Raw genomic sequence first — 26,048 nt, 5'->3', positions numbered from 1 at the left:
GAGGCGATGAAGGACGTACTAACCTGCGATAAGCTGTGAGAAGTCGGTAAGAGACGCTATTACTCACAGATTTCCGAATGGGGAAACCCACCCGAGATAACTCGGGTATCTGTTACTGAATACATAGGTAACAGAGGCGAACCGGGAGAACTGAAACATCTAAGTACCCCGAGGAAAAGAAATCAACCGAGATTCCCTCAGTAGCGGCGAGCGAACGGGGATTAGCCCTTAAGCATCTTGGAAGTTAGTGGAACGGTCCTGGAAAGGCCGGCGATACAGGGTGATAGCCCCGTACACGAAAACAACCTTGATGTGAAATCGAGTAGGGCGGGACACGTGACATCCTGTCTGAATATGGGGGGACCATCCTCCAAGGCTAAATACTCCTGACTGACCGATAGTGAACCAGTACCGTGAGGGAAAGGCGAAAAGAACCCCTGTGAGGGGAGTGAAATAGAACCTGAAACCGTGTACGTACAAGCAGTGGGAGCCCTTCGGGGTGACTGCGTACCTTTTGTATAATGGGTCAGCGACTTACATTTTGTAGCGAGGTTAACCGTATAGGGGAGCCGTAGGGAAACCGAGTCTTAACTGGGCGTCTAGTTGCAAGGTGTAGACCCGAAACCGGGTGATCTAGCCATGGGCAGGTTGAAGGTTGAGTAACATCAACTGGAGGACCGAACCCACTAACGTTGCAAAGTTAGGGGATGACCTGTGGCTGGGGGTGAAAGGCCAATCAAACTCGGAGATAGCTGGTTCTCCCCGAAAGCTATTTAGGTAGCGCCTCGGACGAATACTACTGGGGGTAGAGCACTGTTTGGGCTAGGGGGTCATCCCGACTTACCAACCCCATGCAAACTCCGAATACCAGTAAGTAATATCCGGGAGACACACGGCGGGTGCTAACGTCCGTCGTGAAGAGGGAAACAACCCAGACCGCCGGCTAAGGTCCCAAAGTTCTGGTTAAGTGGGAAACGATGTGGGAAGGCTCAGACAGCTAGGATGTTGGCTTAGAAGCAGCCATCATTTAAAGAAAGCGTAATAGCTCACTAGTCGAGTCGGCCTGCGCGGAAGATGTAACGGGGCTCAAACCAGGCACCGAAGCCGCGGATTCACACTTATGTGTGAGTGGTAGGGGAGCGTTCTGTAAGTCTGCGAAGGTGTATCGAGAGGTATGCTGGAGATATCAGAAGTGCGAATGCTGACGTAAGTAACGATAAAGGGGGTGAAAAGCCTCCTCGCCGGAAGACCAAGGGTTCCTGTCCAACGTTAATCGGGGCAGGGTGAGTCGACCCCTAAGGCGAGGCCGAAAGGCGTAGTCGATGGGAAGCAGGTTAATATTCCTGCACGACTTGTAATTGCGATGGGGGGACGGAGAAGGCTAGGTGGGCCAGGCGACGGTTGTCCTGGTGAAAGTGCGTAGGTGGTGTTTCCAGGCAAATCCGGAGACACAACACTGAGACACGAGACGAACGCACTACGGTGCGGAAGCCATTGATGCCCTGCTTCCAGGAAAAGCCTCTAAGCTTCAGATTACAAGTCATCGTACCCCAAACCGACACAGGTGGTCGGGTAGAGAATACCAAGGCGCTTGAGAGAACTCGGGTGAAGGAACTAGGCAAAATAGAACCGTAACTTCGGGAGAAGGTTCGCTCTTGACAGTGAAGTCCCTTGCGGATGGAGCAGTTGGGAGTCGCAGTGACCAGATGGCTGGGACTGTTTATCAAAAACACAGCACTCTGCAAACACGAAAGTGGACGTATAGGGTGTGACACCTGCCCGGTGCCGGAAGGTTAATTGATGGGGTTAGCGCAAGCGAAGCTCTTGATCGAAGCCCCGGTAAACGGCGGCCGTAACTATAACGGTCCTAAGGTAGCGAAATTCCTTGTCGGGTAAGTTCCGACCTGCACGAATGGTGTAACCATGGCCATGCTGTCTCCACCCGAGACTCAGTGAAATCGAATTCGCCGTGAAGATGCGGTGTACCCGCGGCTAGACGGAAAGACCCCGTGAACCTTTACTACAGCTTGGCACTGAACATTGAACCTACATGTGTAGGATAGGTGGGAGGCTTTGAAGGCGTGACGCCAGTTGCGCTGGAGCCGTCCTTGAAATACCACCCTTGTATGTTTGATGTTCTAACGCAGGGCCCTGAATCGGGCTCGCGGACAGTGCCTGGTGGGTAGTTTGACTGGGGCGGTCTCCTCCCAAAGAGTAACGGAGGAGCACGAAGGTTGGCTAATCCTGGTCGGACATCAGGAGGTTAGTGCAATGGCATAAGCCAGCTTAACTGCGAGACGGACAGGTCGAGCAGGTACGAAAGTAGGTCATAGTGATCCGGTGGTTCTGAATGGAAGGGCCATCGCTCAACGGATAAAAGGTACTCCGGGGATAACAGGCTGATACCGCCCAAGAGTTCATATCGACGGCGGTGTTTGGCACCTCGATGTCGGCTCATCACATCCTGGGGCTGAAGTCGGTCCCAAGGGTATGGCTGTTCGCCATTTAAAGTGGTACGCGAGCTGGGTTCAGAACGTCGTGAGACAGTTCGGTCCCTATCTGCCGTGGGCGTTGGATGATTGAAGGGAGTTGCTCCTAGTACGAGAGGACCGGAGTGAACGAACCTCTGGTGTTCGGGTTGTCACGCCAGTGGCACTGCCCGGTAGCTAAGTTCGGAATCGATAACCGCTGAAAGCATCTAAGCGGGAAGCGAGCCCTGAGATGAGTCATCCCTGACCCCTTGAGGGTCCTAAAGGGCCGTTGGAGACCACAACGTTGATAGGCGGGGTGTGTAAGTGCAGCGATGCATTGAGCTAACCCGTACTAATTACCCGTGAGGCTTAACCATACAACACCCAAGAAGTGTTCTGGGCCTTGTAGCGAATGAACGAACTACTCAAATTCAGTGATAATGACCAAGTCGTTATTCACGTCAGCTTTCTAGATTAAGAATTTGCCTGGCGGCCATAGCGCCGTGGAACCACCTGATCCCATGCCGAACTCAGAAGTGAAACGCGGTAGCGCCGATGGTAGTGTGGCATTCGCCATGCGAGAGTAGGACACTGCCAGGCACCCAATACAAGAAACCCCGCTCATCGAGCGGGGTTTTTTATTGCCTGAAAATCAGCACGCTACCTGATAATTGACCCATCTTATCTCTTCTCCTCTGTTCTTATTGTTACTCGTCGCTATTTTCAGGTTCCACAAATAGTCTGATGTTCCGCTTGGTACTCTTCTTCGCTGAACCGCTGTCGCTTTGTACGGTGGCTCTGGCGTCGTCATATCCCGTGCATCCCATGATCGCCTATACATCATAATCTCTTGCTTTGGGTCTAGGCTTCCTGAGTTAGCCGTCCCCTCTTTTTTAAGCCGCGGCTCCATAGTCCCTGCTTTTCTATGACTGTGTTAACTGGCCCTGACTTTATTTAGAAGAGGGGTTATTGGCGGTAGCAACATGCTGGAGCCGTGGTCGCTGCGTTGGGTCGTTGTTGAGATCTATGAGGAGTGGCAAATTGCAGGCAAATAAAAAGCCCACGCAACATGGTTGCATGGGCTCGGTATGAATGGCGGAGGAGGTGGGATTTGAACCCACGGATGGTCGCCCATCGCCGGTTTTCAAGACCGGTGCATTCAGCCGCTCTGCCACCCCTCCGCAGCAGTGCGGCGAATATTACCATGCTGATCCGGCTTGTAAATCCCTGCTCGGTTTGATTGCTGGTTAATTGTGCGAAATGACATGAAAAAGTGGCAATCAGAGCGTATCAAGCGCTTTTTTGGCCAGATAACTTGACTTGAAAACAGACTCAACCACTATAGTGGCCTCTATCATATTCTCTGCAAGATAACGTTATGACTATTAAAAATGCCCTGTTTTGCGCGCTGGCTGGTGTGACCCTGCTGGCGACGCCGGTACATGCAAGCGAGCTGACCAAAAGCGATGTCGAGCAAATCGTTCGCGACTATCTGGTCAAGAATCCCGAGATCCTGGTCGAGATGTCCAATGCCCTGCGTGCCAAGCAGGAGAGCCAGCAGGCCGAGAGTGACAAGGCGCTGATCAAGGCTCACTCCAAGCAGCTTTATGCCAATCAGGATCCCGAGATGGGGAATACGAAGGCGTCGCTGACCATTGTAGAGTTTTTCGATTACAACTGCGGTTACTGCAAACGGGCCCATCCGCTGGTCAAGCAGCTGATGGCGGAAGATAAAGACATCCGGTACATCTACAAGCAGTTCCCCATTCTGAGCGAGTCCTCCTACTTCGCAGCTCGTGCTGCGCTGGCGGTCCAGCTGGGTCAGCCTGACAAGTACCAGGCGTTCCACGAGAAGCTCTATAGCCATCAGGGCCCGCTCGCTGATGAAGCACAGGTCAAGCAGTTGGCGGTGGCGGCCGGTGTTGACTGGAGCAAGGTGGAGGCCAAGATCAAGGATGGCAACATTGACCAGAACCTCGGTACCAACCGTGCGCTGGCTGAAGCGCTCGGTATCTCCGGTACTCCGGCCTTCATCATCGGTGATCAGATCCTGCGCGGTGCCCCCCGTGATCTGGCCAGCCTGAAGGGGTTTATCAAGGACGTGCGTGCCGGCAAGAGCATTCAATAAGCGGTTGTCATGGTCGAGGGCCCAGCGCTCCGGCCAGATACAGAAAGAGGGTCGGTATCACTACCGGCCCTCTTTTTTATTATGTCCTTTGGCACAGGTGGTCGTCGCGAAAGGACCATAACAACGTGCTCAGGACCCGGCCTGTTGGCCTCAGTAACAAGTATTAGCAGAGTCGTTCGGAGTCTATTGATAAATATTTCGCCTCGCAGAGGTGTGTCGTGAGCATTGCTTAATTCCGGTCAAGATTTTTTCTGCTGCTTGCCTTAGAATCGCCGCCCGTTGCAGGAGAAACCCCTATGTTAGTTGATATTTTACGGCTGGTTTTTATAGCCGGAGGCCTCGTATTCATCTTTATGCTGGTGCAAGCCTGCTGGCGGAAGAAGCAGAGTGGATCCTTTGAGGCGACCCCCTTCTGGCCGGTGGCATTGATCGGTGGGATTGCCAACTTCCTCGATACCCTGGGGGTGGGCAGCTTTGCGGTAAAGACCGCTTGCTACAAGCAGTTCAAGCTGATCGATGATCGGGTGCTGCCGGGTACCCTCAATGGGCAGTGCGTGCTGCCGACCGTGACTCAGTCGCTGATCTTCGTCGGTGCAGTCGCAGTGGAGCCGCTGACGCTGATCAGCATGATGATGGCCGCCGCAGCGGGTGCTGCCTGGGGGGCTCGCCATGTGGCCTCGTTTGATCGGCAGACCATCCGGTTGGTGATGGCTATCTCCTTGCTGGTCGTCGCAGGGCTTATCTTTGCCGGTCTGCTGGGTCTTTTCCCTGTAGGCGGCGATGCGATGGGGCTCAGCGGCTACAAGCTGGCGATCGCCCTGCTCGGCAATTTCATCTTCGGAGTGCTGATGAATGTCGGTATCGGCTTGTTTGCCCCCTGCATGACGCTGGTTTATCTGCTGGGGATGAATCCGCTGGCGGCGTTTCCCATCATGATGGGCTCCACCGCCGTGCTCAGCGTCTTCTCCGCAGGCACCTTTATCCGCAAAGGGGCATTCGATGCCAAAGCCGTGCTGGCGGTGGCCATCTTTGGTCCCATCGGTGTGGTGCTGGCCGCCATGCTGGTCAAATCCATGAATATGGAGATGCTGAAGTGGCTGGTTGCCTTTATCGTCATCTATACCTCCTGGACCATGTACGCTTCCTGGCGGGCGGCGCGTCGCTCCCCCGTGCCGCTGACGGTGGAGAGCGCAGGCTAGCCTGTACCAGCGCCGCCTCGGCCTTGGCCCCCAGAAAAACATAGAGGCCAAGCGCCAGCAGCAAACCCACCGCACACCCCATCACTCCGACCGCTGGCCAGAGCAGCTCGCTCTGGCCGAGCGAACCCTTGAACAGCAGCAACAGCCCCTCGATGGAGACCGCGATCAGTATGGCGGCGATAAAGCGGGTGATGGTGCGGCGAATGGCGCTGTGGCGGAAGATATCCTTATGCAGCAGTACCTCCTCTTCCAGAATGGTCTTGCCCAGATCGAACACCGCCAGTGCCAGCGTCAGGAAGATGATGGCGCTAAAGGCGCCGAGCTGGTTCTGCTGCTCGCCGCACAACAGCTGGTAGAGCTGTTCCAGCCCGTGCCAGATGAGCGTCGCGACGATCAAAAACAGCGCCATGCTGAGCACCACATAGACCGCCTTGAACCAGGGCATGGCGCGGCGGCGCTCCCTGTCCCCCATCAACCAGCCAATCAGCTGATTCAGACAGACGGTGATCTCCCGTCCTTGCCCCTGGACGATAAGGTGCAACCGGTTATGGGCGGCCGGTGCCGCAGGCTGGATGCACATCGGCCCCTGATAATGGTCAATGCTGACGACAAAGGGATACCCCTTGAGCGAGACAAGGGGGGCGCTGAGCAGCCCCTGCAGTAGCGGGGTCAACTCCTCCTGATACTCCTGATAGCGCCGCAGCACATCGATGGGGCTCATCTCTGCCATATGGACCTCGGTGACGTGGGCTCTTGTGGTGAATGTGCAAATAGTGGGCCTGCTTTATGACAGGGATGGCGGGGCAAGTTGCACCAGAGAATGACAAATCGGTGGATGACGAGGGGGTAATGCACCAGAAATGGGCGTATTGCCGCCCTGTGTGGTGATGGAGTCTCTGTAATAGAAAAGGGCCCATGACGGGCCCTTTGCGACAAGCAGTAGCGATTTAGCCAGCCAGCTTGGCGAAGCTGCGCTCGGCGGCAGCCAGGGTATGTTCGATCTCCTTGTCGCCGTGAGCCAGCGACAGGAAGCCTGCCTCGTAGGCGCTCGGCGCCAGATAGACGCCCTCTTCCAGCATGAGATGGTAGAAGCGCTTGAAACGTTCCATATCGCAGCGAGTGACCTGCTCGTAGCGGGTGATTTCGTTCTCTTCGGTGAAGAAGAAGCCGAACATGCCGCCCACATAGTTGATGGCGAGCGGGATACCGTGTTTGGCGGCGGCCGCCTTCAGTCCCTCGGCAACACGAGCCGTCTTGGCGCTCAGCTGCTCATAGAGACCCGGCTCCAGCAGCAGATCCAGCATGGTCAGACCGGCTGCCATGGCCACCGGGTTACCGGAGAGAGTACCCGCCTGATAGACAGGGCCGGTCGGTGCGATGTGTTGCATCACCTTCTTCTTGCCGCCGAAGGCGCCCACCGGCATGCCGGCACCGATGATCTTGCCAAGGGTGGTGAGATCCGGGTCGATGTTGTAGTGGCCCTGAGCGCCGCGCAGGGAGACGCGGAAGCCGGTCATCACCTCGTCCAGGATCAGCAGGGCGCCGAACTCGTCACAGATGGCGCGCAGACCTTCCAGGAAGCCCGGCACCGGCGGGATGCAGTTCATGTTGCCTGCGACCGGCTCGACGATGATACAGGCGATCTCGCTGCCGTACTGGGTGAAGGCTTCACGCACTGAATCCAGATCGTTGAAGACGCAGGTCAAGGTGTGTTTGGCGAAATCGGCTGGAACGCCCGGGCTGTTGGGCTGACCCAGGGTCAGGGCGCCGGAACCGGCTTTGACCAGCAGGGAGTCGGCGTGGCCGTGGTAGCAGCCCTCGAATTTGACGATCTTGTCGCGGCCAGTGTAGCCACGGGCCAGACGAATGGCGCTCATGGTGGCTTCGGTGCCGGAATTCACCATTCGCACCTGCTCCATGGAGGGGACGATCTGGCGGACTTTCTCGGCCATCAGCACTTCGATCTCGGTCGGCGCACCGTAGCTCAGCCCCTTCTCAACGGCCTTGATGACGGCGGCCTTGATGGCCGGGTGGTTGTGACCCAGCAGCATGGGGCCCCAGGAGCCGATGTAATCCACGTAGGCCTGACCATCCACATCATAGAGATAGGCGCCGTCGGCGTGATCGATGAAGCGGGGCGTGCCGCCGACCCCATTGAAGGCGCGGACCGGTGAGTTGACGCCACCCGGAATGGTCTGGCGGGCCTGTTCAAACAGCTGATCTGATTTTGACATGGATCATCCTTAATGGGATTTTGGTCGTCACACAAGGGATTGCAGCCGATTGAGACTCGGCAGGCCGGAGCATCAGGAGTATGCTTTGCGCTCTCGCCACCCGGACTCTCGGTCTGCTCCCGTGACAAAAATTTAACGGGCCGACTATAGCAGAAAGCCCCAGCCCTGGGCAGCCGAGCAACGCACCGGGTGATCCTGATCTCAGCTAGCTGACGATATGGTTTTTCCAAGTTGGTGTAACAAGATGGCGCAACAAGCTCTCTCCTCTGAAGCCGATACCTCTTCGCGGGGGCCGCTTGCCCGCATTATCCGGCAAGACAAGATGCCCTTGCTGGTTCTGTTGCTGGCGGCGCTGGTCGGCACCCTGGCCGGACTGGTGTGCGGCCTGTTCGAATCGGGAGTCCACTGGCTGGCAGAGCAACGCATTGCCTTGCTGGCCGACCGTCCCTGGTGGCAGCTCGGTCTGCTCGGCTTTGGCTTCAGCGCCTTGCTGGGATTTGTCGGCTACTTCCTCACTCATACCTTTGCCCCGGAAGCGGGCGGTTCCGGCATTCCCGAGATCGAGGGGGCGATGGATGATCTGCGCCCGGTGCGGTGGTGGCGGGTGTTGCCGGTCAAGTTCTTCGGTGGCATCTGCACCCTGAGCTCCGGCATGGTGCTGGGGAGGGAGGGGCCCTCGGTGCAGATCGGTGGCAACCTTGGCAAGATGGTGGCGGATATCTTCCGGCTACCCAAGGAGCATGGTCACGCCCTGCTGGCCGCCGGTGCGGCGGGCGGTCTGGCGGCAGCCTTCAATGCGCCGCTGGCGGGCATCCTGTTTGTGATGGAGGAGATGCGACCGCAATTCCGCTACTCCTTTCTGGCCATCAAGGCGGTGGGGATCTCCGCCATCATGGCGACCCTGATGCTGCAGAACATGAAAGGGCAGGGGGCGGTGATCACCCTGCCTCACTACGATGCGCCAGCCCTCAAGGCGCTCTGGCTGTTCCTCTTTATGGGGGCCACCTTCGGGGTGCTCGGTTTTGTCTTCAACAAGCTGGTGCTTGCCTGTCAGGATGGTTATCTGGCGCTGCATCAGAACAAGCGCCACCGTTTCGTGGCCATCGGCATGCTGGTCGCCGGAACGTTTGGTGTGCTGTCGCTGTTTGCTCCCTCGGTGACCGGCGGCGGCACTGAACTCATCCCCCATCTGATGGGCGATGAGTATGCGATGGCGACCCTGTTCCTCATCTTCTCGGTGCGGCTGGTGGCGACCCTCATCTGCTTCTGCTCCGGTGCCCCGGGTGGGGTGTTTGCGCCGACCCTCGCACTAGGCACCCTGTTTGGCGTGGTGTTCGGCCATCTGTTTCATGCGGCGTTTCCCGAGCTGGGCATCGAGCCCGGTGCCTTTGCCATTGCCGGAATGGGGGCTCTCTTTGCTGCCACCGTGCGCGCCCCCATCACCGGTATCGTGCTGGTCACCGAGATGACCGACAACTATCAGCTGATCCTGCCGATGATGATTACCACGGTCGGGGCGACTCTGGTTGCCCAGTGGCTGGGTGGCCGGCCGATCTATTCCCAGATCCTGGAGCGAACTTTACGGCTCGCCGCGCGTCAAAAGCGAGGTGATGGCAGCGCCACGGCCAGTTAATTTTTCCCTTTATCGCCTGTGGCCCCGGTCAGGGCAGTATAGTGAAGGGAGAGGCGCTGCCGTAAATGGCGTGATAACGGGATGAGGGGCTATGTCCAATCTATTGAAGTTATTGGTCGTGTTAGCCGTTGGCGGGCTCATCGGTTACTTTGTCGGGAACCGTCAGGAGCTAGCCCAGAGCAGTCTGTTGGTGGTACAGCAGGAGACGCTGGATCGTCAGGGCAAGGCCATCAGCCAGCTCAAGACCGAATTGGGGGTGAAAGATACCCAGCTGGCGACCCAGAAAGCGGCCTTCGAGCAGTTGCAGACCACCCTGAAGAGTCAGGAGGCGCAGGTGCAGGAGCTCAAGCGCCAGCTGGCCTTTTTCGAGCGGATCATGCGCCCCACCGGCGAACAGGTGGGGGTAGTGATCGACAACCTGACTCTGCAGGAGACCAGCATTCCCGGTCGCTACCACTATCGTCTCGCCCTGACCCAGCCCGCCAAGAAGCGGGAGCTGTTTCGTGGTCAGGTGCAGATCCGGGTCGAGGGGAGTCTGGCTGACAAGCCGAAGACGCTGACCGGTCGCGATCTCGGAATGAAGGTGAGCGAGTGGCGTTATGCCCTGCGTTATTTCCAGCTGCTGGAAGGGAATTGGCAGTTGCCGGAAGGCTTTGTGCCGGATCGGATCCGTGTCACCATCAACAAGGATGGCAGGCAACCGGCGCAAGAGCTGCTGGTTGAGTGGGGCGAGGTGATCAAGCCGCTGGTCGCCGCGCCGCCTGCTCCGGTTCCCGCGGCCGGTTAAACGTGGTGAATACTTGAACTGAATGGTCGGGTATTGGATAATTTCGCGGTTTCCATGTTTGTGGATCTAATGGTTGTGAGGTCAGTAATGAGTGCAGTAGCAGAAGCCCCGCTGCCCATCCAGATGACGGATGCGGCGGCCAACAAGGTGAAGAACCTGATCACCGAGGAAGAGAATCCCGAGCTGAAGCTGCGGGTATACATCACGGGTGGGGGCTGCTCCGGTTTCCAGTATGGCTTTACCTTTGATGAGAAGATCAACGACGGGGACACCGTAGTCGAGAAGAATGGCGTCACCATGGTGATCGATCCCATGAGCCTGCAATATCTGGTAGGCGGCAGTGTGGATTACACCGAGGGTCTGGAAGGCTCACGCTTCACCGTGACCAACCCCAACGCCACCACGACCTGTGGCTGTGGCTCCAGCTTCTCCATCTGATCGGCATTATCGGTCTGATGAAACGGCTCTCGGCAACGAGGGCTGTTTTTGTTTGTGGTGATCAGTGTGCTCCATCAAATAGCATTTCTCTGAAACAACAAAGGCGCCTCGATGGCGCCTTTGTTGTTTGCAGGATGGCTTAGCGGGAGCTTGCCGCCGCGACCAGCGGGATCCGGTTCACTGCCTTGCCCATGTAGGCGAGGGTGATGGTCACAATGATGCAGGTGAAGCTCAGCCACATGTAGGGCAGGTAGTCGAGGGTTGCTACCCCCAGAACCCCGGCCATGAAGATGCCGTTGTCGCTCCAGGGCACCATGCCGCAGGTGAGGGTGCCGCCAAACTCGGCGTTGCGAGAGAGGTTCTTGCGCGCCAGTCCCAGTCGGTCGTAGTTTTTGGCCATGATCTTGGGGGTCAGGATCAGCGACACATACATGGCTGAGCCAAACACGTTGGCCAGAAACGCGGTGCCGATGGTGTGGCTGGTCAGGCTGCCGACGCTATTGATGCGCTTCTCGAAGGCGCTGGCGATCACTTCCAGAATACCGACCTTCTCCAGCAGGCCGCCAAACCCGAGACCGAAGATGATGACCGCGACCGAGCCCAGCATGGACTCCATGCCGCCGCGCCCGAGAATGTTGTCGATAAAATCGATGCCGGAGGTGATGGCAAAAGGACTATAAGCCGAGTGCATCGCCTTGACCGGATCCATGCCCTGGAAGGCGATGGCCCAGATCAGGCCCAGCAGGGCACCGAAGCTGATCACCGGGAAGGCGGGCTTGCGATTAGCCAGCAGGCCCAGTACCAGCACCACCGGCACTATGGCCAGCGGAGTGATGTTGAACTGGTTGTCGAGGGCCTCCATCACCAGATTGACCTGCTCCAGGCTGACGTTGCCTGAATACTGCATGCCCACCACGGTGAATAGCACGGCGGTGATGACATAGGAGAGCAGGCTGATGGGCAGCATCCCCTTGATATGCTCCACCACGTCGACGTTGGACATGGTCGAAGCCAGCACTACTGAGTCGGAGAGCGGAGAGAGCTTGTCACCAAAATAGACGCCGGAGAGCACGGCACCGGCTACCAGCGGCGCAGGCACGCCGAGGCTGTGGCCGATCCCCATCATGGCGATACCGGCGGTGGCGGCAGAGCCCCAGGAGGTGCCGGTGGCCAGCGAGGTCAGGGAGCAGATGATCAGGGTTGCCAGCAGGAAGATGGACGGGTGAATCACCTTGAGGCCGAAATAGATGATGCTGGGAACAATGCCGCCGGCAATCCAAGTGCCGACCAGGGCACCGACGGAGACCAGGATCAGGATGGCCCCCATTCCCTTGGCAACGCCGTCAACGGCAGCCTGCTCCAGGGATTTGTAATCGTGGCCGAGTTTGATGCCAAGCCCCATGATGACGAACCAGGCGATGAACAGTGCCAGCTGGATCGGCAGATCGAGCACGCTGGTGAACGAGAATGCCAGGGCCAGGAAAATGGCCAGACAGGCAAATACCTGTGCCATGCCCGGTAGTCGGATGTGGTTTTGTTGGTTTTGCATAGATACTTCCTAAACTCTTGCTCGCCAAGGTCACTCCCTCTCGTCCTGTGGATACATCGATCCCGAGGAGGCAACCCAAAAAGAGGCCGCAATCTACCACAAACCCGGCGGGTTAAAGCCCCATCAAATTGGCAAAAATGCACATTTGATTGAAAAAATCACAAATTAGTTGATCTCATAACCCGTTTTTGAGCGGCCTGTTGACACAATGGGTCACATACGAAGCTTGCTTGTGACGCCACTTGCATCCCCAGTAGATGAAGATGATAATTATTATCAATTGTTGTTTGAGGAGAAGACAATGCGCTGGATATTGCGGGGTATGATGTTGCTGGTGGCGGTGGCCGTACTCGCATGGGGTCAGGATAAAGAGTACGGCACCTGGAGTGCCGGTTTTCTGCTGGCTGCCTGGGTGATGCTGGAGCCCGGATTACGGCCCGCCTTGATCTTGCTGCCAGTGGCCGGGTTGACCGGTATCGTTACCCTGCTCTGGCAGCAGCCCTGGTTATGAGCTTTTGACGGGAGCCTGCTTGATCTTCTGCTGTGCCACCTTGAGCGATTCGACCACCAGTTTCTCCATTTCGGTGCGCTTGGCGTCGGTCAGGAAGTAGATCATGTCGACATTGTGGCGAATATAGTGGGCCGGAAGCTGGTTGAGGGTAAGGCAGCAGAGGTCGGCCATCTGATCGCTGTTGAGCTTTTGCTGCAGCCCCTGTTTCTCAATTTCCTTGAGCACCAGATGTTCGTAAAAGTTGTGAATGTCGGTATCCAGTATCATATGCGTTCCTTGGCATGACGATGAGCGGGGAGTCGTCAAAAGCATAGCCATAACAAGGAGTAAAAACAAAAGGCCCATCACTTTCGTGATGGGCCTTTTGCGTAATGAATGGTGCGAAGAGAGGGACTCGAACCCTCACATCCGTGGGACACTAACACCTGAAGCTAGCGCGTCTACCAATTCCGCCACCTTCGCACACTGATTTTCTCCAGCTGGTTTTTAAATGCGGTTGGAGCGCATTGCTCTGTGTTTACATGTCAGAATCATGGTGCGAAGAGAGGGACTCGAACCCTCACACCCGGGGGGCACTAACACCTGAAGCTAGCGCGTCTACCAATTCCGCCACCTTCGCACATTCGGGTTTCCAGTCTGGATTTACATGCTGTCTGGATAAAGCATGGTGCGAAGAGAGGGACTCGAACCCTCACATCCGTGGGACACTAACACCTGAAGCTAGCGCGTCTACCAATTCCGCCACCTTCGCACATTGTGTTACCAGTTTTGATTTACATGCTGTCTGGAGAAGCATGGTGCGAAGAGAGGGACTCGAACCCTCACACCCGGGGGGCACTAACACCTGAAGCTAGCGCGTCTACCAATTCCGCCACCTTCGCACATTCGGGTTTTCTAGTTGGATTTACATGCTGCTGAATCAGCATGGCAGTATTGGTGCGAAGAGAGGGACTCGAACCCTCACATCCGTGGGACACTAACACCTGAAGCTAGCGCGTCTACCAATTCCGCCACCTTCGCATCACTGCGGAGGGGGATTCTATAGAGTTTTGGGGGAGCGTCAACAGCCAAAGGGGACTTTTTTCGCTGTTGACGCCCAAAGTGGCGCCAAGGGTACAAAACTTCAGCAATCAGCTGACGTTTGGCGTTCAGTAACGGCCCAATGCGCTCTGATACATCCGTTCATACTGGGTGACCGAGTCAGGCCAGTTGAAGCGGGTGCTCATGGCATTGCGCTGCACCTTGGCAAAACGCTCTTTGTCCTGCAGGAAATAGAGCAGGCTGCGGCGCATGGTATCGAGCAGGATGGCGGCAGTCGGATCGTTGAAGCAGAAGCCGGTGGCATGCTCGGGATCGGCATCCCAATCCACCACGGTATCTTTCAGACCACCCACGGCCCGCACCAGTGGCAGGGTGCCATAGGCGAGACTGTACATCTGGTTGAGGCCGCAAGGCTCGAACAGCGAGGGCATCAGGAAAAAGTCGGCACCGGCTTCGACCAGATGAGCCAGCCGATCGTCATAGGTGTTGATGAAGGCGAGCTTGCCCGGATAATCCCGGGCCATGGTTTGCAGTTGCGTGGCGAGCGCAGGATCGCCAGAGCCGACGATCACCACTTGTACCTGATGGTGGAGGAATTTCTCCAGCGCAGGGAGCAGCAGGGGAACGCCCTTCTGCTCGGTCAGGCGGCAAACCATGCCGTAGATGGGCAAGTCCGCCACGGCCAGCCCCGCTTCCTGTTGCAGGCTCTCTTTGCAGATCTGTTTGCCAGCCATGTTGTCGATGCTGTAGGTCGCAGGCAGGAATTCGTCGAACTCCGGATCCCAGTCCTTGTAATCGCAGCCGTTGAGGATGCCACAGAGATCCGCCGCCCGTTGCTGGAAGATATGTGCCATGCCGTGGGCGCCGAGGTGAGTCAGCAGCTCCTGGGCATAGTTGGGGCTGACTGCGTTGATCTTGTCGGCGTAGAGCACCCCGCATTTGAGCAGATTGACGTGGCCGTAGTCGTAGTTGATGCGGCGTTCGTAGTCGGCGATCTCGGGCATGGCCCAGAACTGCTCGCGGCCAAACACCCCCTGAAACGCCGCGTTGTGAATGCTGATCACGCTGCGGGTCTGCTGGAAGAAGGGGTTGTGGGCGTGGCGGGTTTTCAGCAGCAGTGGCAGCAGGCCGGTGTGCCAGTCATTGCAGTGGGCGATATCCGGGGCAAAGCCGAGCTGCTCGCAGGCATGGAGGGCTGCGGCCGAGAAGAAGGCAAAGCGCTCGCCATTATCCGGATAGGCCTGATTGTTCTCGGCGTAGAGCTGTGGACGATCGAAATATTGCGGGCAGTCGAGCAGATAGACGCAGACGTCATCCAGCTCCATCTGGTAGATGCGATAACCGATATCCGGCAGCCCGGGGTGGGTTGGCAACCAGCGTGACGCCACCAGTCTGGCCTCATCCCGTCGTTTTATCGTCTTGTAGAAGGGCAACATGATCCTGACATCATGTCCCTTCTGGGCCAGGTACATCGGCAGGGCTCTGGCGACATCGGCCAGGCCCCCGGTCTTGACCAGCCCCTCAACTTCCGAGGCAACAAACAGGATTTTCAGTGGGTTAATAGCCAACTCTTGCTCCCTTAGGTACCACCACGATACCGCCTTCGGATACGGTAAATCGCTCTCTATCGTGGTCCAGATTTTCACCGATAACGGTGCCTGGCGCAATTTCAACGTTTTTATCAATGATGGCGCGCCGGATGGAGCAGCCTTCACCAATCTTCACATCCCCCAGCAGCACGGATTCACTGATATGGCTGCACGCGCCGATATTGCAGCGAAAACCAAGGATGGATCGCTTGATCTGGCTGCCCTGAATGAAGCAACCGGCGGAGATCAGCGAGTTGGCGATCTTCACCTTGCACTCGTCGCTGTCGATGAAGGTGGCCGGTGGCAGCGCCGGATAGTGGGTGTGCAGGGGCCACTTGCGGTTATAGAGGGAGAAGGGGGGATTGTCGGCCACCAGGTCCATGTGCGCTTGCCAATAAGAGTCGAGGGTGCCCACATCCCGCCAGTAGACGTGCGGTTTCTCGCCGGGGATGACGTTGGTGCTGTAGTCATAGACATAGACGGGGGCACGTGGGTAGAGGCTCGGGATCACATCCTTGCCAAAGTCGTGGCTGGAGTTCTCCTCGGCGGCATCCCGCTTCAACTCGCGGCAGAGGGCATCGGTCTCGAAGATGTAGTTGCCCATGGAGACCAGCGCCTGGGTCGGATCGCCGGGAATGTGCTTGGGCTGCTTCGGCTTTTCCTGAAAGCCGATCATCCGCCCTTCGGTATCGACCTCGATCACCCCGAAGGCGCTCGCCTCTTCGATGGGCATGCGCAGGGCTGCGACCGTCATGGCGGCGTTCTTCTGCTTGTGGAAGGTGACCATCTGGCTCACATCCATCTTGTAGATGTGGTCGGAGCCGAAGATGCAGACATGATCCGGTTCGGCCCGCTCGATAAAGCCGAGGTTCTGGTAGATGGCATCGGCGGTGCCGTCATACCAGCGTTTGCCCATCCGCATCTGGGCCGGGATGGGATCGATAAAGCGGTCGGTGATGCCGACGATATTCCACCCCTTCTTCATGTGCAGGTAGAGGGACTGTGATTTGAATTGGGTCAGTACATAGATGCGCAGAAAGTCGGCGTTGACGAAGTTGTTGAGGACAAAGTCGATCAGCCGGTAGCTGCCACCAAAGGGGACGGAAGGCTTGCTGCGGGTAGTGGTCAGAGGCTGCAGGCGAGTACCTTCGCCACCAGCCAGGATCATGGTCAATATGCCTGCCATCGTATTTCTCTCCCTGAATTAACAACATGAAAAGGTTTTCAATGTTCGGTATAAAAACACCCCTAAAGGGGTGGTTTTTATCGTGTGCTTAATACCTTATCAGATGCCGGATGGCGCTCTCTAGCTGTTTTATTGTGCTGCTTACACTTATTTACATTTTGCTCAGATAGACCTTGAATTTGGCATCACTGCTGATCACTTCAGTCCGTTTGAAGTGTGTCTCCAGTATAGGCTGGTAGCGCAAGAAGGCGTTGGCAACAATAGTCAGCGAACCATTTGGCAGCAAAAATTCCGGCGCCTTGGCCAGGAACTGCTCGGTTGCCGCATAGAAGGTTTTGAGACCCGCATGGAATGGCGGGTTGGAGACGATGTGTTGGAAACGGGTGGAGACATCCGAATAGACATCGGAAGCGGTGACCTTGCCCTTCAGACCGTTGGTCGCCAGGGTGCGGCGGCTCGATTCGAGCGCCAGCGCGCTGATATCCACCATGTTGACCCGCAGAGCCGGATTGCGCTTGGCCAGCACAGACCCAATCACCCCGGCGCCACAACCGAAATCGAGCAATTCGCCCGTCATCGGCGGCACGGCGGCCAGCAGCATCTGGGTGCCGAGATCCAGCTCGGCGGCGCTGAAGACGCCGGGCAGTGCCAGCACGGTCAGCTCGGTATCACCGGCCTTGCACTGGTAGCGGCCAAACCAGCTATCCAGATCGAACGGGGCGACCGGTTGGCTCAGCTCACCGTGATAGAGGGAGCAGCGGCGGGCCGAATCGCGCTTGATCGGCTTTTCGCCATAGGGGGCCAGCAGCTTGTCGGCGCCATTGATGCCGCCGCGGTTTTCACCGGCGAGGAACAGATCGGCACCCGCTTCCAGCAAGGGGGTCATCATGGCCAGCAGATATTGTGCCTCGGCCTTGGCCTTGGGCATCAGCAGCAACAGGGCATCGAAGCGGGGGGCGCCACCGAGCTGGTGGTCGAACAGAATGGCCTCGCCGAGGGCCGCCTGCTGGCTGCGGTAGTAGCAGTAATCGGTAGTAAAGACGGTCAGGGTCTGGGCCAGGCTCGCCAGCTGGCGGGGATAGTCATCCTCCAGCGCGCCACAGACAAGTAGCCGCTTGCCGACAAAGAGGGCTTGGTTTCGTTCCAGCATCTGGCTGACGGCACTGATTGGGCTGCTCATCGGGTCTCTCCACGCAATTTTGGGCGGCCATTATACATAGCCCCTTTCGCCTTGACATTTATGCCGTGTTCCCGAAATATGCCCAGACACCATTTTTTGACCAGAGATGACGAAATGCGGTTCAACGGGTTGAAACGAAAGCACAAAAAAAGCCTGAAATTCGGGCCTGCCGACGTTCGCGCGTAACCTCTCATCCCTGAGAAGCTTCAAACCCCGGTTGCGCACATCGTACCGGGGTTTTTTATTGCCATATGCGCGTCATTTAGGAGAAGGAGATCCCATGTTTCAAGGTTCAATCGTTGCGTTGATCACCCCGTTTCGACAGGGAAAGCTGGATGAAGAGGCGCTGCTGCGTCTGGTTGAGTGGCATATCGAACAGGGTACTCACGGCATTGTGCCGGTGGGTACCACGGGGGAAAGTCCGACCCTGACCCACGACGAGCATTGCCGGGTGGTGGAGCTGGTGGTCAAGCAGGTCGCTGGTCGCATTCCGGTGATTGCCGGAGCGGGTTCCAACAATCCAGTCGAGGCGATCGAATATACCCAGTATGCCGAGCGGGTGGGCGCCGATGCCACCCTGCATGTAGCCGGTTACTACAACCGTCCCAATCAGGAAGGGCTCTACCACCACTTCAAGGCGGTACACGATGCCACCGCCAAGCCGATCATCGTCTACAACATCCCGCCGCGTGCAATCGTTGACGTGCAACCCGCGACCCTGGCCCGTCTGGCCGAGCTGCCGCGCATTGCCGGGGTAAAAGATGCCACCGGCGATCTGGCCCGCCCCTGGACCGAGCGCCAGCTGATCAAAAAGTCCTTCGCCTGGCTCTCCGGTGAGGATGCCACCGCTGTTGCCTACAACATCGGCGGTGGTCAGGGCTGTATCTCTGTGACCGCCAACGTGGCCCCCAAGCTGGTGGCCGAGGTGCAGAACCTCACGCTGGCCGGCAAGTGGCAAGAAGCGCGTGAACTGCAAGACCAGCTGATTCCGCTTCATCAGGCGATGTTTGCCGAGCCGAGCCCGGCCGGTGCCAAATATGCCGCTTCCCTGCTCGGTTTCTGCAGCGAGGAGTGTCGCCTGCCGGTGATGCCGCTGTCGGAGGCGACTCGCGAGCGCATTCGCAGCGCCATGCAGCAGCTCAACCTGCTGTAATGCAAAACGGGTGAGCCAAGGCTCACCCGTTTTGTTTTTGGCTTTTGTTTCTGGCCTTTATTTACGACATCGCACCACTCAGGCTGCGTGATGCAGCCAGGCGGCGATGGCCAGCTGCAACTCGACATATGCCGGATAGAGGAAGAGATCGGCCAGTTCGGCAGGCCACTCGTTTTGCTCGTCCGATTGGGCTTGCAGATGGGCGTGCAGGCTGGTCAGTGCTGGCAGCCAAGGTGCGGGTTGTGGCAGCGTGGCCGCAGTGCGGGCGACCAGATCGATCCCTTGGCACAGGGCTGCGAGTGCCTGCTGTTGAATGCCTTTATCCTGAGGATGCTCCAGCCAGAGCTGCTCGTGATGCTGCCAGTGGCGCAGCCCCTCGCTTACCCCCGTTGTGCCATCCATACCTTCATGTTCGACCAGCGCCTGCAGGGCCAGCGGTTTGCCAAGACCAGCCAGTCGATAGCCGCGCTGGGCCTTGGATTGGGCGCCAAGGCGCAGCCCGCCGATCCCGGCGAGGCGTTGGGCCAGTGCAAACAGCGCCGCGGTAGCGCCTGATTTGAGCTCCAGTTCCAGCTCGTTGATGGTGGTGCTGCCTTGACTGCCGACGATCTCTCCCTGATCCCAGGCCAGCTCAATCTCGGCCCCCTCGAAGGCGATCAGCCAGTGGCGGCGCAGGAAGTCGGTGCGAAACTGGGCGACCAGCTGCTGCTGAATGTGGTCGCGCTCGCTCAGGGTTGGCCAAATCTCATCGGGAAAGGCCGAGAGGGTCGGCAGATCGCCGCTCACGGGAGCGTTGTACTCGGGTCTGGCGTGCAGGCCGCCCACCACCTGGCCGCGGCATTTGATGGTCTGTTCGGCGAAGGCGTCGCAGCGGCGAATGCGCAACCCCATATCCAGTTGGCGAAGAGCCAAGGTCGGCGTATCGAAATAGACGTTGCCGAGCTGCTGTTGTGACGATTCTTTAATCTCAAGAGAATTCAGCAGGTTGGATAACTCGGGTTGAATGTCGCGGGCGACAAAAAACTTTATCTCGATCTCAGTTTGCATAGTCATTCCGGGCTGGCAGACAACTTTGGGGGGGCAGGATTCGGGTCGCGGGGATATAATGCCCGCGAGACGACTAGATTAATTCGCGGTTTAATTGAGGGCGCAGTTCGGTTACCATGCGCGCCTCATAAAATCGTATCGAGTGTTTTTTCACCGACACAGGTTTGGCCATGCCAGTAAATACTATTTTGGGGCTTTTTGCCAAGTCCCCCATCAAGCCGCTGCAGAAGCATATCGTCAAGGTTCACCAGTGCTCCCAGCAGTTGGTTCCCTTCTTTGACGCCGTTGCCGAAGACCGTTGGGAAGATGCCGAGAAGATCCGGCAGCAGATCGCCCAACTGGAAAAAGAGGCAGATACCCTCAAGCGTGAAATCCGTCTGAAACTGCCTCGCGGCCTGTTCCTGCCGGTTGCACGTACCGACCTGCTGGAGCTGTTGACCCAGCAAGACAAGATTGCCAACCGTGCCAAGGATATCTCCGGCCGCATGCTTGGTCGTCGCATGGAGTTCCCCGCCGAAATGCGGACGGATTTCATGGCTTACCTCAAACGTTGTATTGATGCGACCGCTCAGGCCGAGAAAGCGATCGGGGAGCTCGACGAGCTGCTCGAGACCGGCTTCAAAGGACGGGAAGTGGAAATGGTTGCCGAGATGATCCACCAGCTGGATCTGATCGAGGACGATACAGACACCATGCAGATCGGACTGCGCCAACAGCTGCAAGCGGTTGAGCACAATTACAATCCGATCGATGTGATGTTCCTTTACAAGATCCTCGAATGGGTAGGTGACCTGGCAGATCAGGCCGAGCGCGTAGGCGCCCGTCTGGAACTGATGCTGGCTCGTTCGTAATCGACTGACTGGGTAAACACTATTAATGGACATTATCGCGAATTACGGCACCACTCTGGTGCTCGTGGCGGCCTTGTTCGGCTTTTTGATGGCTTGGGGTATTGGCGCGAATGACGTTGCCAACGCCATGGGGACATCGGTCGGCACCAAATCCCTGACCATCCGTCAGGCGATCATCATTGCCATGATCTTCGAATTTGCCGGTGCCTATCTGGCCGGTGGCGAAGTGACGGCCACCATCCGTAACGGCATCATCGACAGCAATGCGTTTGTCGATAGCCCGGACCTGCTGGTGCTCGGCATGATCGCCTCCCTGCTGGCGGCCGGCGCCTGGTTGATCCTCGCCTCCTACTTCGGCTGGCCTGTTTCCACCACTCACTCCATCATCGGTGCCATCGTCGGTTTTGCGGTGGTGAGCATTGGCCCGGAAGCGGTGCAGTGGAGCAAGTTTGGCGGCATCGTCGGCTCCTGGGTCATCACCCCGGCCATCTCAGGTGTCATCGCCTACTTCATGTTCATCAGCGTGCAGAAGCTTATCTTCAACACCGATGATCCCCTGAACAACGCCAAGCGCTATGTGCCGTTCTACATGTTCCTGACTGCGCTGGTGATCTGTCTGGTGACCATCAAGAAGGGGCTGACCCACGTCGGTCTGCACCTGAGCGATGGCGAGGGCATTCTGCTCTCCATCGCCATCTCCATCGCAGTGGCGTTTGCCGGCTGGATCTACATTCGCGGTCAGAAGTACAACCCGCAGGATGACAGCAAGATGCACTTCGCCAACGTGGAGAAGGTGTTCGGCATCCTGATGGTGATCACTGCCTGTGCCATGGCCTTTGCCCACGGCTCAAACGACGTGGCCAACGCCATTGGCCCGCTCTCTGCGGTGGCCTCTATCGTGGCTTCCGGTGGCGAGATTTCCAGTCAGGCTGCCATTGCCTGGTGGATCCTGCCGCTGGGCGGTATCGGTATCGTGATCGGTCTGGCGACCATGGGCGAGAAGGTGATGGCGACGGTCGGTACCGGCATCACTCACCTGACCCCGAGCCGTGGTTTTGCTGCCCAGCTGGCGACTGCCGCGACCGTAGTGATTGCCTCCGGTACCGGTCTGCCCATCTCCACCACCCAGACCCTGGTCGGTGCTGTGATGGGTGTCGGTCTGGCGCGCGGTATTGCGGCGCTGAATCTGGGGGTACTGCGCAACATCGTGGTCTCCTGGATCATCACCCTGCCTGCAGGTGCCATTCTGGCTATCGCCATCTTCTACGTGCTGCAGGCCTGCTTCTCCTAATCGAAGCGGCATTCTGCAAAAAGCCCGAGTCATCGACTCGGGCTTTTTTATTGTGCGCGGGAGCTGAGTGCTGCTCCCTTTGCATATCACCTTAGAGGCTGGCGCAGATCTGCCACAGATCGTACTGGATAGCGGCGGCGGTCACTTCCCGACCCGCCCCCGGCCCCTGGATCACCAGCGGGTTGGTGCGATAGCTGTCGCTCTCGATGGCGAAGATATTGTCGCACGGCAAGAGGTTGGCAAACGGGTGGTGGGGCTCCAGCGCCTCCAGTCCGACCCGCGCCTTGCCGTCATGCTCGAAGCGGGCCACGTAGCGCAGTACCTTGCCGAGGCGCTTGGCCCCTTCGAAGGCGGTCTGGATCGGGCAATCCAGCTCTTTCAGTCTGTCCATGAACTGATCGGCGGTCACCTTGCGCAGCGTAACGGGCACCAGATTCTCCAGCTCGATATCGGCGGAGTCGAGCTCGAAGCCCGCCTCCCGCGCCAGAATAAGCAGCTTGCGACGCACATCCTGACCGGAGAGATCCTCGCGGGGATCCGGCTCGGTCAGGCCGTGCTGCCACGCCTCGTCCACCAGCTCGGAGAAGGGGCGGGTGCCGTCATACTGTTGGAACAGCCAGGAGAGGGTGCCGGAGAAGATGCCGGAGACCCCCTGAATACGGTCGCCGCTCTGGCGCAGCATCTGGATGCTGGACTGGATTGGCAGCCCGGCACCCACGGTGGCGTTGTAGCGCCACTGCACCTGATGGTCGCGGCAGGTCTGCTTGATGCGCTGGTAGAACTCACTGTCGGCGGCACCGGCAAACTTGTTGGCGGCGATGATGTGAATGCCGAGCTGGGCAAAATCCGGATAGTAGCGGCTCACCGTTTCGCTGGCGGTCATGTCCAGCGCAATCAGCGCATCGAAGCTGTGCTGTTCAAGCTGGGAGAGCAACTCCGGCCAGATCAGCGGTTTGGGGTTGAAGTTGTCCTGTACCTTGAGGGGATTGAGCCCCTCTTCATCCAGCAGGCCCCCTTCCGAGCTGAACACCCCGTAGAGGGTGAGTGCCAGATTGAGTTCATGCTCGAGTCGCGCCTTTTCGCGGGCATAGAGGCTCAGCCAGTGGCCCCCGATATTGCCCTTGCCGAACACCACCAGTCCGACCCGGGTCGGGCGGCTGAACAGGGCGCTGTGCAGGGCGATGAGCAGCGGTTCCAGCACCACTTGGCGCAGCACCGCCACCAGACTCAGGCCATCTCGGGCCACCTGTACGAACTCCAGCGGTTGATCTGCCAGCAGCTGATAGAAGCGGTGACACTGCTCCGCGTTGTCGGTGACCCCTGCCCCTACCAGCGCCACCAGACTGTACCCCTCTTTCTGAATGAGGCCGGTGAAGCTCCCTTGCAGCTGGAAGTCCCGCAGCAGCTCGAACGCTCCCTGTGCCACCTCGAGGGTGTAAGCGAGGCGCAGGATCCGGCGATCCGGCTGGCGCTGCAGGGTGAGCGGGTTGAGGCGGTGACGGGCCAGATGGGCCTCGATGGTAGCCACCGTCTGCTCATAGTTGGTCTGTGGCAGCACCTTCAGCTCGATGAGAGCGATCTGATCCACCGAGGAGACGATGCGGGCACCGCCGGAGCGGGGGGCGCGGCGCAGGATGTGGGTGCAGCCTTCGTCCGGGTTGTAGCTGCAGCGCAGGGTGAGGCGCTGACGACTGTCGGCCACAGGTTGCAGGGTGCGCGAGTGCAGCACCGAGGAGCCGAGGCGGGCCAGCTCGTTGGCTTCGGCTAGGCTCAGGCGCTCCAGCAGGCGAGCCTCCTTCACCCGGCGCGGGTCGGCGCTGTAGACACCGGCCACGTCGCTCCAGATGGTGGTGGATTCGCCGTCCGCCAGCAGGGCCAACAGGCTGGCGCTGTAGTCGGATCCATTGCGACCGAGCAGCAGGGAGCGCCCCTCCATGTCGGCGGCGATAAAGCCGGTTACCACGATGCGACCGGCATGCTCCGCCAGTCGCGCCTTGAGCAGTTCGCTGGAGAGGGCGGTATCCACCTTGACCAGAGCGCCATCCTCGGCGCGCAGGAAACTGCGGGCATCGAGCCAGATAGCCTTGTCGCCGCGGCTGGTGAGCAGGGCCGCCAGCAGGCGCGCCGACCACACTTCGCCAAAAGCGAGCAGGCCGTTTCGGGCGAAGCGATCAAACTGTCCCTCCAGCGTTTTGGCGATCAGTTGCATGTCGTCGGCCAGCTGCTTGCTCAGATCGAGCTGCAGTTCACCCTCCAGCAAGCCGTCGATCAGACTCTGCTGATAGGCCTGCAGGGCAGAGATGGCTTCACCGGCGGCTTCGTCCCCCGCTTCGGCCAGCTCCACCAGCTGGATCAGCCGGTTGGTGGTCTTGCCGGCGGCGGAGACCACGATCAGTTCATCCCCGCCCACCTGTTGTTCAACGATACTGGCGACCCGGCGATAACAGACCGGATCCGCCAGACTGCTGCCACCAAATTTGTGGACGTGACGTCGCTTCAATCCTGCTTCTGCTGCCACCGCGATCTCTCCTTGTTGCTGCTGTTCCATTACTTCGCTACCTGTTCTGCCTGCTGCGCCTGTTCAAAAGCCTGAGCCAGATCGGCCACCAGGTCTTCACCGTGTTCAATACCGACCGATAGCCGCAGCAGCTGGGCGCTGATGCCTGCTGCCTGCTGCGCAGCCGGGGTCATGGCCCTGTGGGTCATGCTGGCCGGATGGGCCACCAGACTCTCCACCCCGCCGAGGGACTCGGCCACCGAGAAGAGGGTGAGGGCCGCGAGGAAGGCACGAATGCCCGCTTCGCTGCAATCGAGTTCAAAACTTAGCATGGCGCCGAAGCCGGACTGTTGACGGCGCGCAATATCGTGGCCCGGATGGCTCGGCAGGCTGGGGTGATAGATGCGTTTCACCAGCGGCTGCTGTTGCAGGAAGGCGAGGATGCGATCGGTGTTCTCCTGATGGGTGCGCAATCTGGGGGCCAGAGTACGCAGACCGCGCAGGGTGAGGTAGGAGTCGAACGCCCCGGAGGTGAGCCCCAGACAGTTGGCCCACCACACCAGCGACTCGGCCAGTGCGGCCTCCTTGGCAATCGCCACCCCGCCCACCACGTCTGAGTGACCGTTGATGTACTTGGTGGTGGAGTGCACCACCACATCGGCACCGAGGGCCAGCGGCTGTTGCAGCAGGGGGGAGAGGAAGGTGTTGTCCACCACTACCTGTGCACCTGCCTCATGGGCGGCGCTGGCGATGGCACTGATATCTACCACTCGCAGCAGCGGGTTGGAGGGGGTCTCGACCCATACCAGTGCCGGTTTTTGCGCCAGTGCGGCGGCCAGTGCGGCCTCATCCCCCTGATCGACAAACTGCACCCGGTAGTGGCCCTTGGCCGCCAGATACTCGAACAGGCGCCAGGTGCCACCGTAGCAGTCGTGGGGGGCGATCAGCAGATCTCCCGCCTTGAGCAGGGCGGTGGTGACCAGATGGACGGCGCCCATGCCAGTGCCGGTGACCACGGCGCCAGCGCCCCCTTCCAGCGCCGCCAGCGCGTCCGCCAGATTGGTGCGGGTCGGATTGCCGGAGCGGGCATAATCGTATTGACGGGGCTCGCCAAAGTCGGCAAAGGTGTAGTTGCTGGAGAGGTAGATGGGGGGCACCACGGCACCGTGCTGTGTGTCTGTCTCAATCCCGGTGCGAACCGCCAGGGTGGCCTTGTGGGTCATATCACTCTCCTTGATGTCTCTTCACACGCCGGCATCTTGC

19 protein-coding genes, 6 tRNA genes and 2 rRNA genes (1 of these 27 running past the window's edge) are annotated in these 26,048 nt (G+C 58.5%); 11 read left to right on the top strand and 16 right to left on the bottom strand.

Annotation, left to right across the window (positions count from 1 at the left end; translation table 11 throughout):
• Both ACTG2T_RS06850 and rrf read left to right on the top strand, forming a co-directional pair.
• A 23S ribosomal RNA gene (locus ACTG2T_RS06850) occupies nucleotides 1-2,848 on the top strand (it extends 42 nt beyond the left edge of the window).
• Nucleotides 2,849-2,956: 108 nt separating this feature from the next.
• A 5S ribosomal RNA gene (gene rrf / locus ACTG2T_RS06845) occupies nucleotides 2,957-3,071 on the top strand.
• A gap of 493 nt (nucleotides 3,072-3,564) precedes the next feature.
• On the opposite strand, the gene ACTG2T_RS06840 is transcribed toward rrf, so the two are convergent.
• A tRNA-Ser gene (locus ACTG2T_RS06840) sits at nucleotides 3,565-3,652 on the bottom strand.
• Between the two features lie 197 nt (nucleotides 3,653-3,849).
• On the opposite strand from ACTG2T_RS06840, the gene ACTG2T_RS06835 reads away from it, so the two are divergent.
• Both ACTG2T_RS06835 and ACTG2T_RS06830 read left to right on the top strand, forming a co-directional pair.
• On the top strand, nucleotides 3,850-4,599 hold the full coding sequence (locus ACTG2T_RS06835) for a DsbA family protein (protein ID WP_330125765.1): 750 nt from the start codon (nucleotides 3,850-3,852) through the stop codon (nucleotides 4,597-4,599).
• A 296-nt stretch (nucleotides 4,600-4,895) separates the two neighbouring features.
• Nucleotides 4,896-5,798, top strand: a complete 903-nt coding sequence (locus tag ACTG2T_RS06830) for a sulfite exporter TauE/SafE family protein (RefSeq protein ID WP_330125764.1) — start codon at nucleotides 4,896-4,898, stop codon at nucleotides 5,796-5,798.
• On the opposite strand, the gene ACTG2T_RS06825 is transcribed toward ACTG2T_RS06830, so the two are convergent.
• Nucleotides 5,713-6,528, bottom strand: coding sequence for a hypothetical protein (locus ACTG2T_RS06825; protein WP_139442935.1), 816 nt, complete (start codon nucleotides 6,526-6,528; stop codon nucleotides 5,713-5,715). The genes ACTG2T_RS06830 and ACTG2T_RS06825 overlap by 86 nt on opposite strands.
• Before the next feature lie 217 nt (nucleotides 6,529-6,745).
• Nucleotides 6,746-8,032, bottom strand: coding sequence for a glutamate-1-semialdehyde 2,1-aminomutase (gene hemL, locus ACTG2T_RS06820; RefSeq protein ID WP_076495780.1), 1,287 nt, complete (start codon nucleotides 8,030-8,032; stop codon nucleotides 6,746-6,748).
• A gap of 244 nt (nucleotides 8,033-8,276) precedes the next feature.
• Between hemL and clcA the strand changes: the two genes are divergently transcribed.
• The 3 genes from clcA to erpA all read left to right on the top strand — a co-directional run bounded on the left by clcA (nucleotide 8,277) and on the right by erpA (nucleotide 10,890).
• Entirely contained in the window at nucleotides 8,277-9,665 is a 1,389-nt protein-coding gene (clcA, locus tag ACTG2T_RS06815) for a H(+)/Cl(-) exchange transporter ClcA (RefSeq protein ID WP_330125763.1), read from the top strand.
• Nucleotides 9,666-9,756: 91 nt separating this feature from the next.
• Nucleotides 9,757-10,452 (top strand): DUF6776 family protein, encoded by a 696-nt coding sequence (locus ACTG2T_RS06810; RefSeq protein ID WP_107684419.1) that lies wholly within the window; start codon nucleotides 9,757-9,759, stop codon nucleotides 10,450-10,452.
• A gap of 87 nt (nucleotides 10,453-10,539) precedes the next feature.
• Nucleotides 10,540-10,890 carry an iron-sulfur cluster insertion protein ErpA gene (gene erpA / locus ACTG2T_RS06805; protein WP_005340225.1) on the top strand — a complete coding sequence of 117 codons (351 nt, stop codon included), beginning with the start codon at nucleotides 10,540-10,542 and terminating at the stop codon, nucleotides 10,888-10,890.
• Between the two features lie 139 nt (nucleotides 10,891-11,029).
• On the opposite strand, the gene nhaC is transcribed toward erpA, so the two are convergent.
• Nucleotides 11,030-12,439 carry a Na+/H+ antiporter NhaC gene (gene nhaC, locus ACTG2T_RS06800; RefSeq protein WP_005357819.1) on the bottom strand — a complete coding sequence of 470 codons (1,410 nt, stop codon included), beginning with the start codon at nucleotides 12,437-12,439 and terminating at the stop codon, nucleotides 11,030-11,032.
• Nucleotides 12,440-12,740: 301 nt separating this feature from the next.
• On the opposite strand from nhaC, the gene ACTG2T_RS06795 reads away from it, so the two are divergent.
• A complete protein-coding gene (locus ACTG2T_RS06795; protein WP_005357820.1) occupies nucleotides 12,741-12,950 on the top strand; it encodes a hypothetical protein in 210 nt (69 codons plus the stop codon).
• On the opposite strand, the gene ACTG2T_RS06790 is transcribed toward ACTG2T_RS06795, so the two are convergent.
• The 9 genes from ACTG2T_RS06790 to rsmC all read right to left on the bottom strand — a co-directional run bounded on the left by ACTG2T_RS06790 (nucleotide 12,945) and on the right by rsmC (nucleotide 17,946).
• Nucleotides 12,945-13,217 carry a late competence development ComFB family protein gene (locus ACTG2T_RS06790; RefSeq protein WP_005343036.1) on the bottom strand — a complete coding sequence of 91 codons (273 nt, stop codon included), beginning with the start codon at nucleotides 13,215-13,217 and terminating at the stop codon, nucleotides 12,945-12,947. The two genes, ACTG2T_RS06795 and ACTG2T_RS06790, sit on opposite strands and share 6 nt — an antisense overlap.
• A 109-nt stretch (nucleotides 13,218-13,326) precedes the next feature.
• Nucleotides 13,327-13,412: transfer RNA gene (locus ACTG2T_RS06785), tRNA-Leu, on the bottom strand.
• Between the two features lie 71 nt (nucleotides 13,413-13,483).
• Nucleotides 13,484-13,569, bottom strand: a tRNA-Leu gene (locus tag ACTG2T_RS06780).
• A gap of 46 nt (nucleotides 13,570-13,615) precedes the next feature.
• Nucleotides 13,616-13,701: transfer RNA gene (locus ACTG2T_RS06775), tRNA-Leu, on the bottom strand.
• A gap of 44 nt (nucleotides 13,702-13,745) precedes the next feature.
• Nucleotides 13,746-13,831, bottom strand: a tRNA-Leu gene (locus tag ACTG2T_RS06770).
• Between the two features lie 53 nt (nucleotides 13,832-13,884).
• Nucleotides 13,885-13,970, bottom strand: a tRNA-Leu gene (locus tag ACTG2T_RS06765).
• A 128-nt stretch (nucleotides 13,971-14,098) separates the two neighbouring features.
• Nucleotides 14,099-15,559: a glycogen synthase GlgA gene (gene glgA / locus ACTG2T_RS06760; protein WP_139429970.1), complete on the bottom strand. Its 1,461-nt coding sequence runs from the start codon at nucleotides 15,557-15,559 to the stop codon at nucleotides 14,099-14,101.
• A complete protein-coding gene (gene glgC / locus ACTG2T_RS06755) occupies nucleotides 15,549-16,766 on the bottom strand; it encodes a glucose-1-phosphate adenylyltransferase (RefSeq protein ID WP_201937720.1) in 1,218 nt (405 codons plus the stop codon). Before glgC ends, glgA begins: the two co-directional genes overlap by 11 nt.
• 151 nt (nucleotides 16,767-16,917) lie before the next feature.
• Nucleotides 16,918-17,946, bottom strand: a complete 1,029-nt coding sequence (gene rsmC / locus ACTG2T_RS06750) for a 16S rRNA (guanine(1207)-N(2))-methyltransferase RsmC (RefSeq protein ID WP_330124932.1) — start codon at nucleotides 17,944-17,946, stop codon at nucleotides 16,918-16,920.
• Between the two features lie 280 nt (nucleotides 17,947-18,226).
• On the opposite strand from rsmC, the gene dapA reads away from it, so the two are divergent.
• On the top strand, nucleotides 18,227-19,099 hold the full coding sequence (gene dapA / locus ACTG2T_RS06745; RefSeq protein ID WP_330124931.1) for a 4-hydroxy-tetrahydrodipicolinate synthase: 873 nt from the start codon (nucleotides 18,227-18,229) through the stop codon (nucleotides 19,097-19,099).
• Nucleotides 19,100-19,177: 78 nt separating this feature from the next.
• On the opposite strand, the gene ACTG2T_RS06740 is transcribed toward dapA, so the two are convergent.
• Nucleotides 19,178-20,146, bottom strand: a complete 969-nt coding sequence (locus ACTG2T_RS06740) for a CYTH domain-containing protein (RefSeq protein WP_236285769.1) — start codon at nucleotides 20,144-20,146, stop codon at nucleotides 19,178-19,180.
• A 170-nt stretch (nucleotides 20,147-20,316) separates the two neighbouring features.
• On the opposite strand from ACTG2T_RS06740, the gene ACTG2T_RS06735 reads away from it, so the two are divergent.
• Together ACTG2T_RS06735 and ACTG2T_RS06730 are read left to right on the top strand one after the other, a co-directional pair.
• Nucleotides 20,317-20,997 (top strand): TIGR00153 family protein, encoded by a 681-nt coding sequence (locus tag ACTG2T_RS06735; RefSeq protein ID WP_005340244.1) that lies wholly within the window; start codon nucleotides 20,317-20,319, stop codon nucleotides 20,995-20,997.
• A gap of 25 nt (nucleotides 20,998-21,022) precedes the next feature.
• Nucleotides 21,023-22,288 (top strand): inorganic phosphate transporter, encoded by a 1,266-nt coding sequence (locus tag ACTG2T_RS06730; protein ID WP_005343043.1) that lies wholly within the window; start codon nucleotides 21,023-21,025, stop codon nucleotides 22,286-22,288.
• A gap of 91 nt (nucleotides 22,289-22,379) precedes the next feature.
• Here ACTG2T_RS06730 and ACTG2T_RS06725 read toward each other — a convergent pair whose 3' ends face one another.
• Nucleotides 22,380-24,836: a bifunctional aspartate kinase/homoserine dehydrogenase II gene (locus ACTG2T_RS06725; protein ID WP_330124930.1), complete on the bottom strand. Its 2,457-nt coding sequence runs from the start codon at nucleotides 24,834-24,836 to the stop codon at nucleotides 22,380-22,382.
• The gene (gene metB, locus ACTG2T_RS06720; protein ID WP_330124929.1) at nucleotides 24,836-26,008 is read right to left on the bottom strand and encodes a cystathionine gamma-synthase; all 1,173 of its coding nucleotides are present in this window, start codon (nucleotides 26,006-26,008) and stop codon (nucleotides 24,836-24,838) included. The genes ACTG2T_RS06725 and metB overlap by 1 nt, the downstream gene beginning before the upstream one ends.
• Nucleotides 26,009-26,048: the final 40 nt, after the last annotated feature.

It is taken from the genome of Aeromonas sp. 75A, assembly GCF_051919425.1.
In the GTDB taxonomy this organism is placed as follows: domain Bacteria; phylum Pseudomonadota; class Gammaproteobacteria; order Enterobacterales; family Aeromonadaceae; genus Aeromonas; species Aeromonas veronii.
The sequence above is the reverse complement of the archived record's forward strand: the minus strand, read 5'-3'. Positions and strand labels throughout refer to the sequence as shown.

Coding starts and splice junctions, on each gene's coding strand:
- ACTG2T_RS06835 (WP_330125765.1), top strand. CDS start 3,850: ATGACTATTAAAAATGCCCTGTTTTGCGCGCTGGCTGGTGTGACCCTG.
- ACTG2T_RS06830 (WP_330125764.1), top strand. CDS start 4,896: ATGTTAGTTGATATTTTACGGCTGGTTTTTATAGCCGGAGGCCTCGTA.
- ACTG2T_RS06825 (WP_139442935.1), bottom strand. CDS start 6,528: ATGGCAGAGATGAGCCCCATCGATGTGCTGCGGCGCTATCAGGAGTAT.
- hemL (WP_076495780.1), bottom strand. CDS start 8,032: ATGTCAAAATCAGATCAGCTGTTTGAACAGGCCCGCCAGACCATTCCG.
- clcA (WP_330125763.1), top strand. CDS start 8,277: ATGGCGCAACAAGCTCTCTCCTCTGAAGCCGATACCTCTTCGCGGGGG.
- ACTG2T_RS06810 (WP_107684419.1), top strand. CDS start 9,757: ATGTCCAATCTATTGAAGTTATTGGTCGTGTTAGCCGTTGGCGGGCTC.
- erpA (WP_005340225.1), top strand. CDS start 10,540: ATGAGTGCAGTAGCAGAAGCCCCGCTGCCCATCCAGATGACGGATGCG.
- nhaC (WP_005357819.1), bottom strand. CDS start 12,439: ATGCAAAACCAACAAAACCACATCCGACTACCGGGCATGGCACAGGTA.
- ACTG2T_RS06795 (WP_005357820.1), top strand. CDS start 12,741: ATGCGCTGGATATTGCGGGGTATGATGTTGCTGGTGGCGGTGGCCGTA.
- ACTG2T_RS06790 (WP_005343036.1), bottom strand. CDS start 13,217: ATGATACTGGATACCGACATTCACAACTTTTACGAACATCTGGTGCTC.
- glgC (WP_201937720.1), bottom strand. CDS start 16,766: ATGGCAGGCATATTGACCATGATCCTGGCTGGTGGCGAAGGTACTCGC.
- rsmC (WP_330124932.1), bottom strand. CDS start 17,946: ATGAGCAGCCCAATCAGTGCCGTCAGCCAGATGCTGGAACGAAACCAA.
- dapA (WP_330124931.1), top strand. CDS start 18,227: ATGTTTCAAGGTTCAATCGTTGCGTTGATCACCCCGTTTCGACAGGGA.
- ACTG2T_RS06740 (WP_236285769.1), bottom strand. CDS start 20,146: ATGCAAACTGAGATCGAGATAAAGTTTTTTGTCGCCCGCGACATTCAA.
- ACTG2T_RS06735 (WP_005340244.1), top strand. CDS start 20,317: ATGCCAGTAAATACTATTTTGGGGCTTTTTGCCAAGTCCCCCATCAAG.
- ACTG2T_RS06730 (WP_005343043.1), top strand. CDS start 21,023: ATGGACATTATCGCGAATTACGGCACCACTCTGGTGCTCGTGGCGGCC.
- ACTG2T_RS06725 (WP_330124930.1), bottom strand. CDS start 24,836: ATGGAACAGCAGCAACAAGGAGAGATCGCGGTGGCAGCAGAAGCAGGA.
- metB (WP_330124929.1), bottom strand. CDS start 26,008: ATGACCCACAAGGCCACCCTGGCGGTTCGCACCGGGATTGAGACAGAC.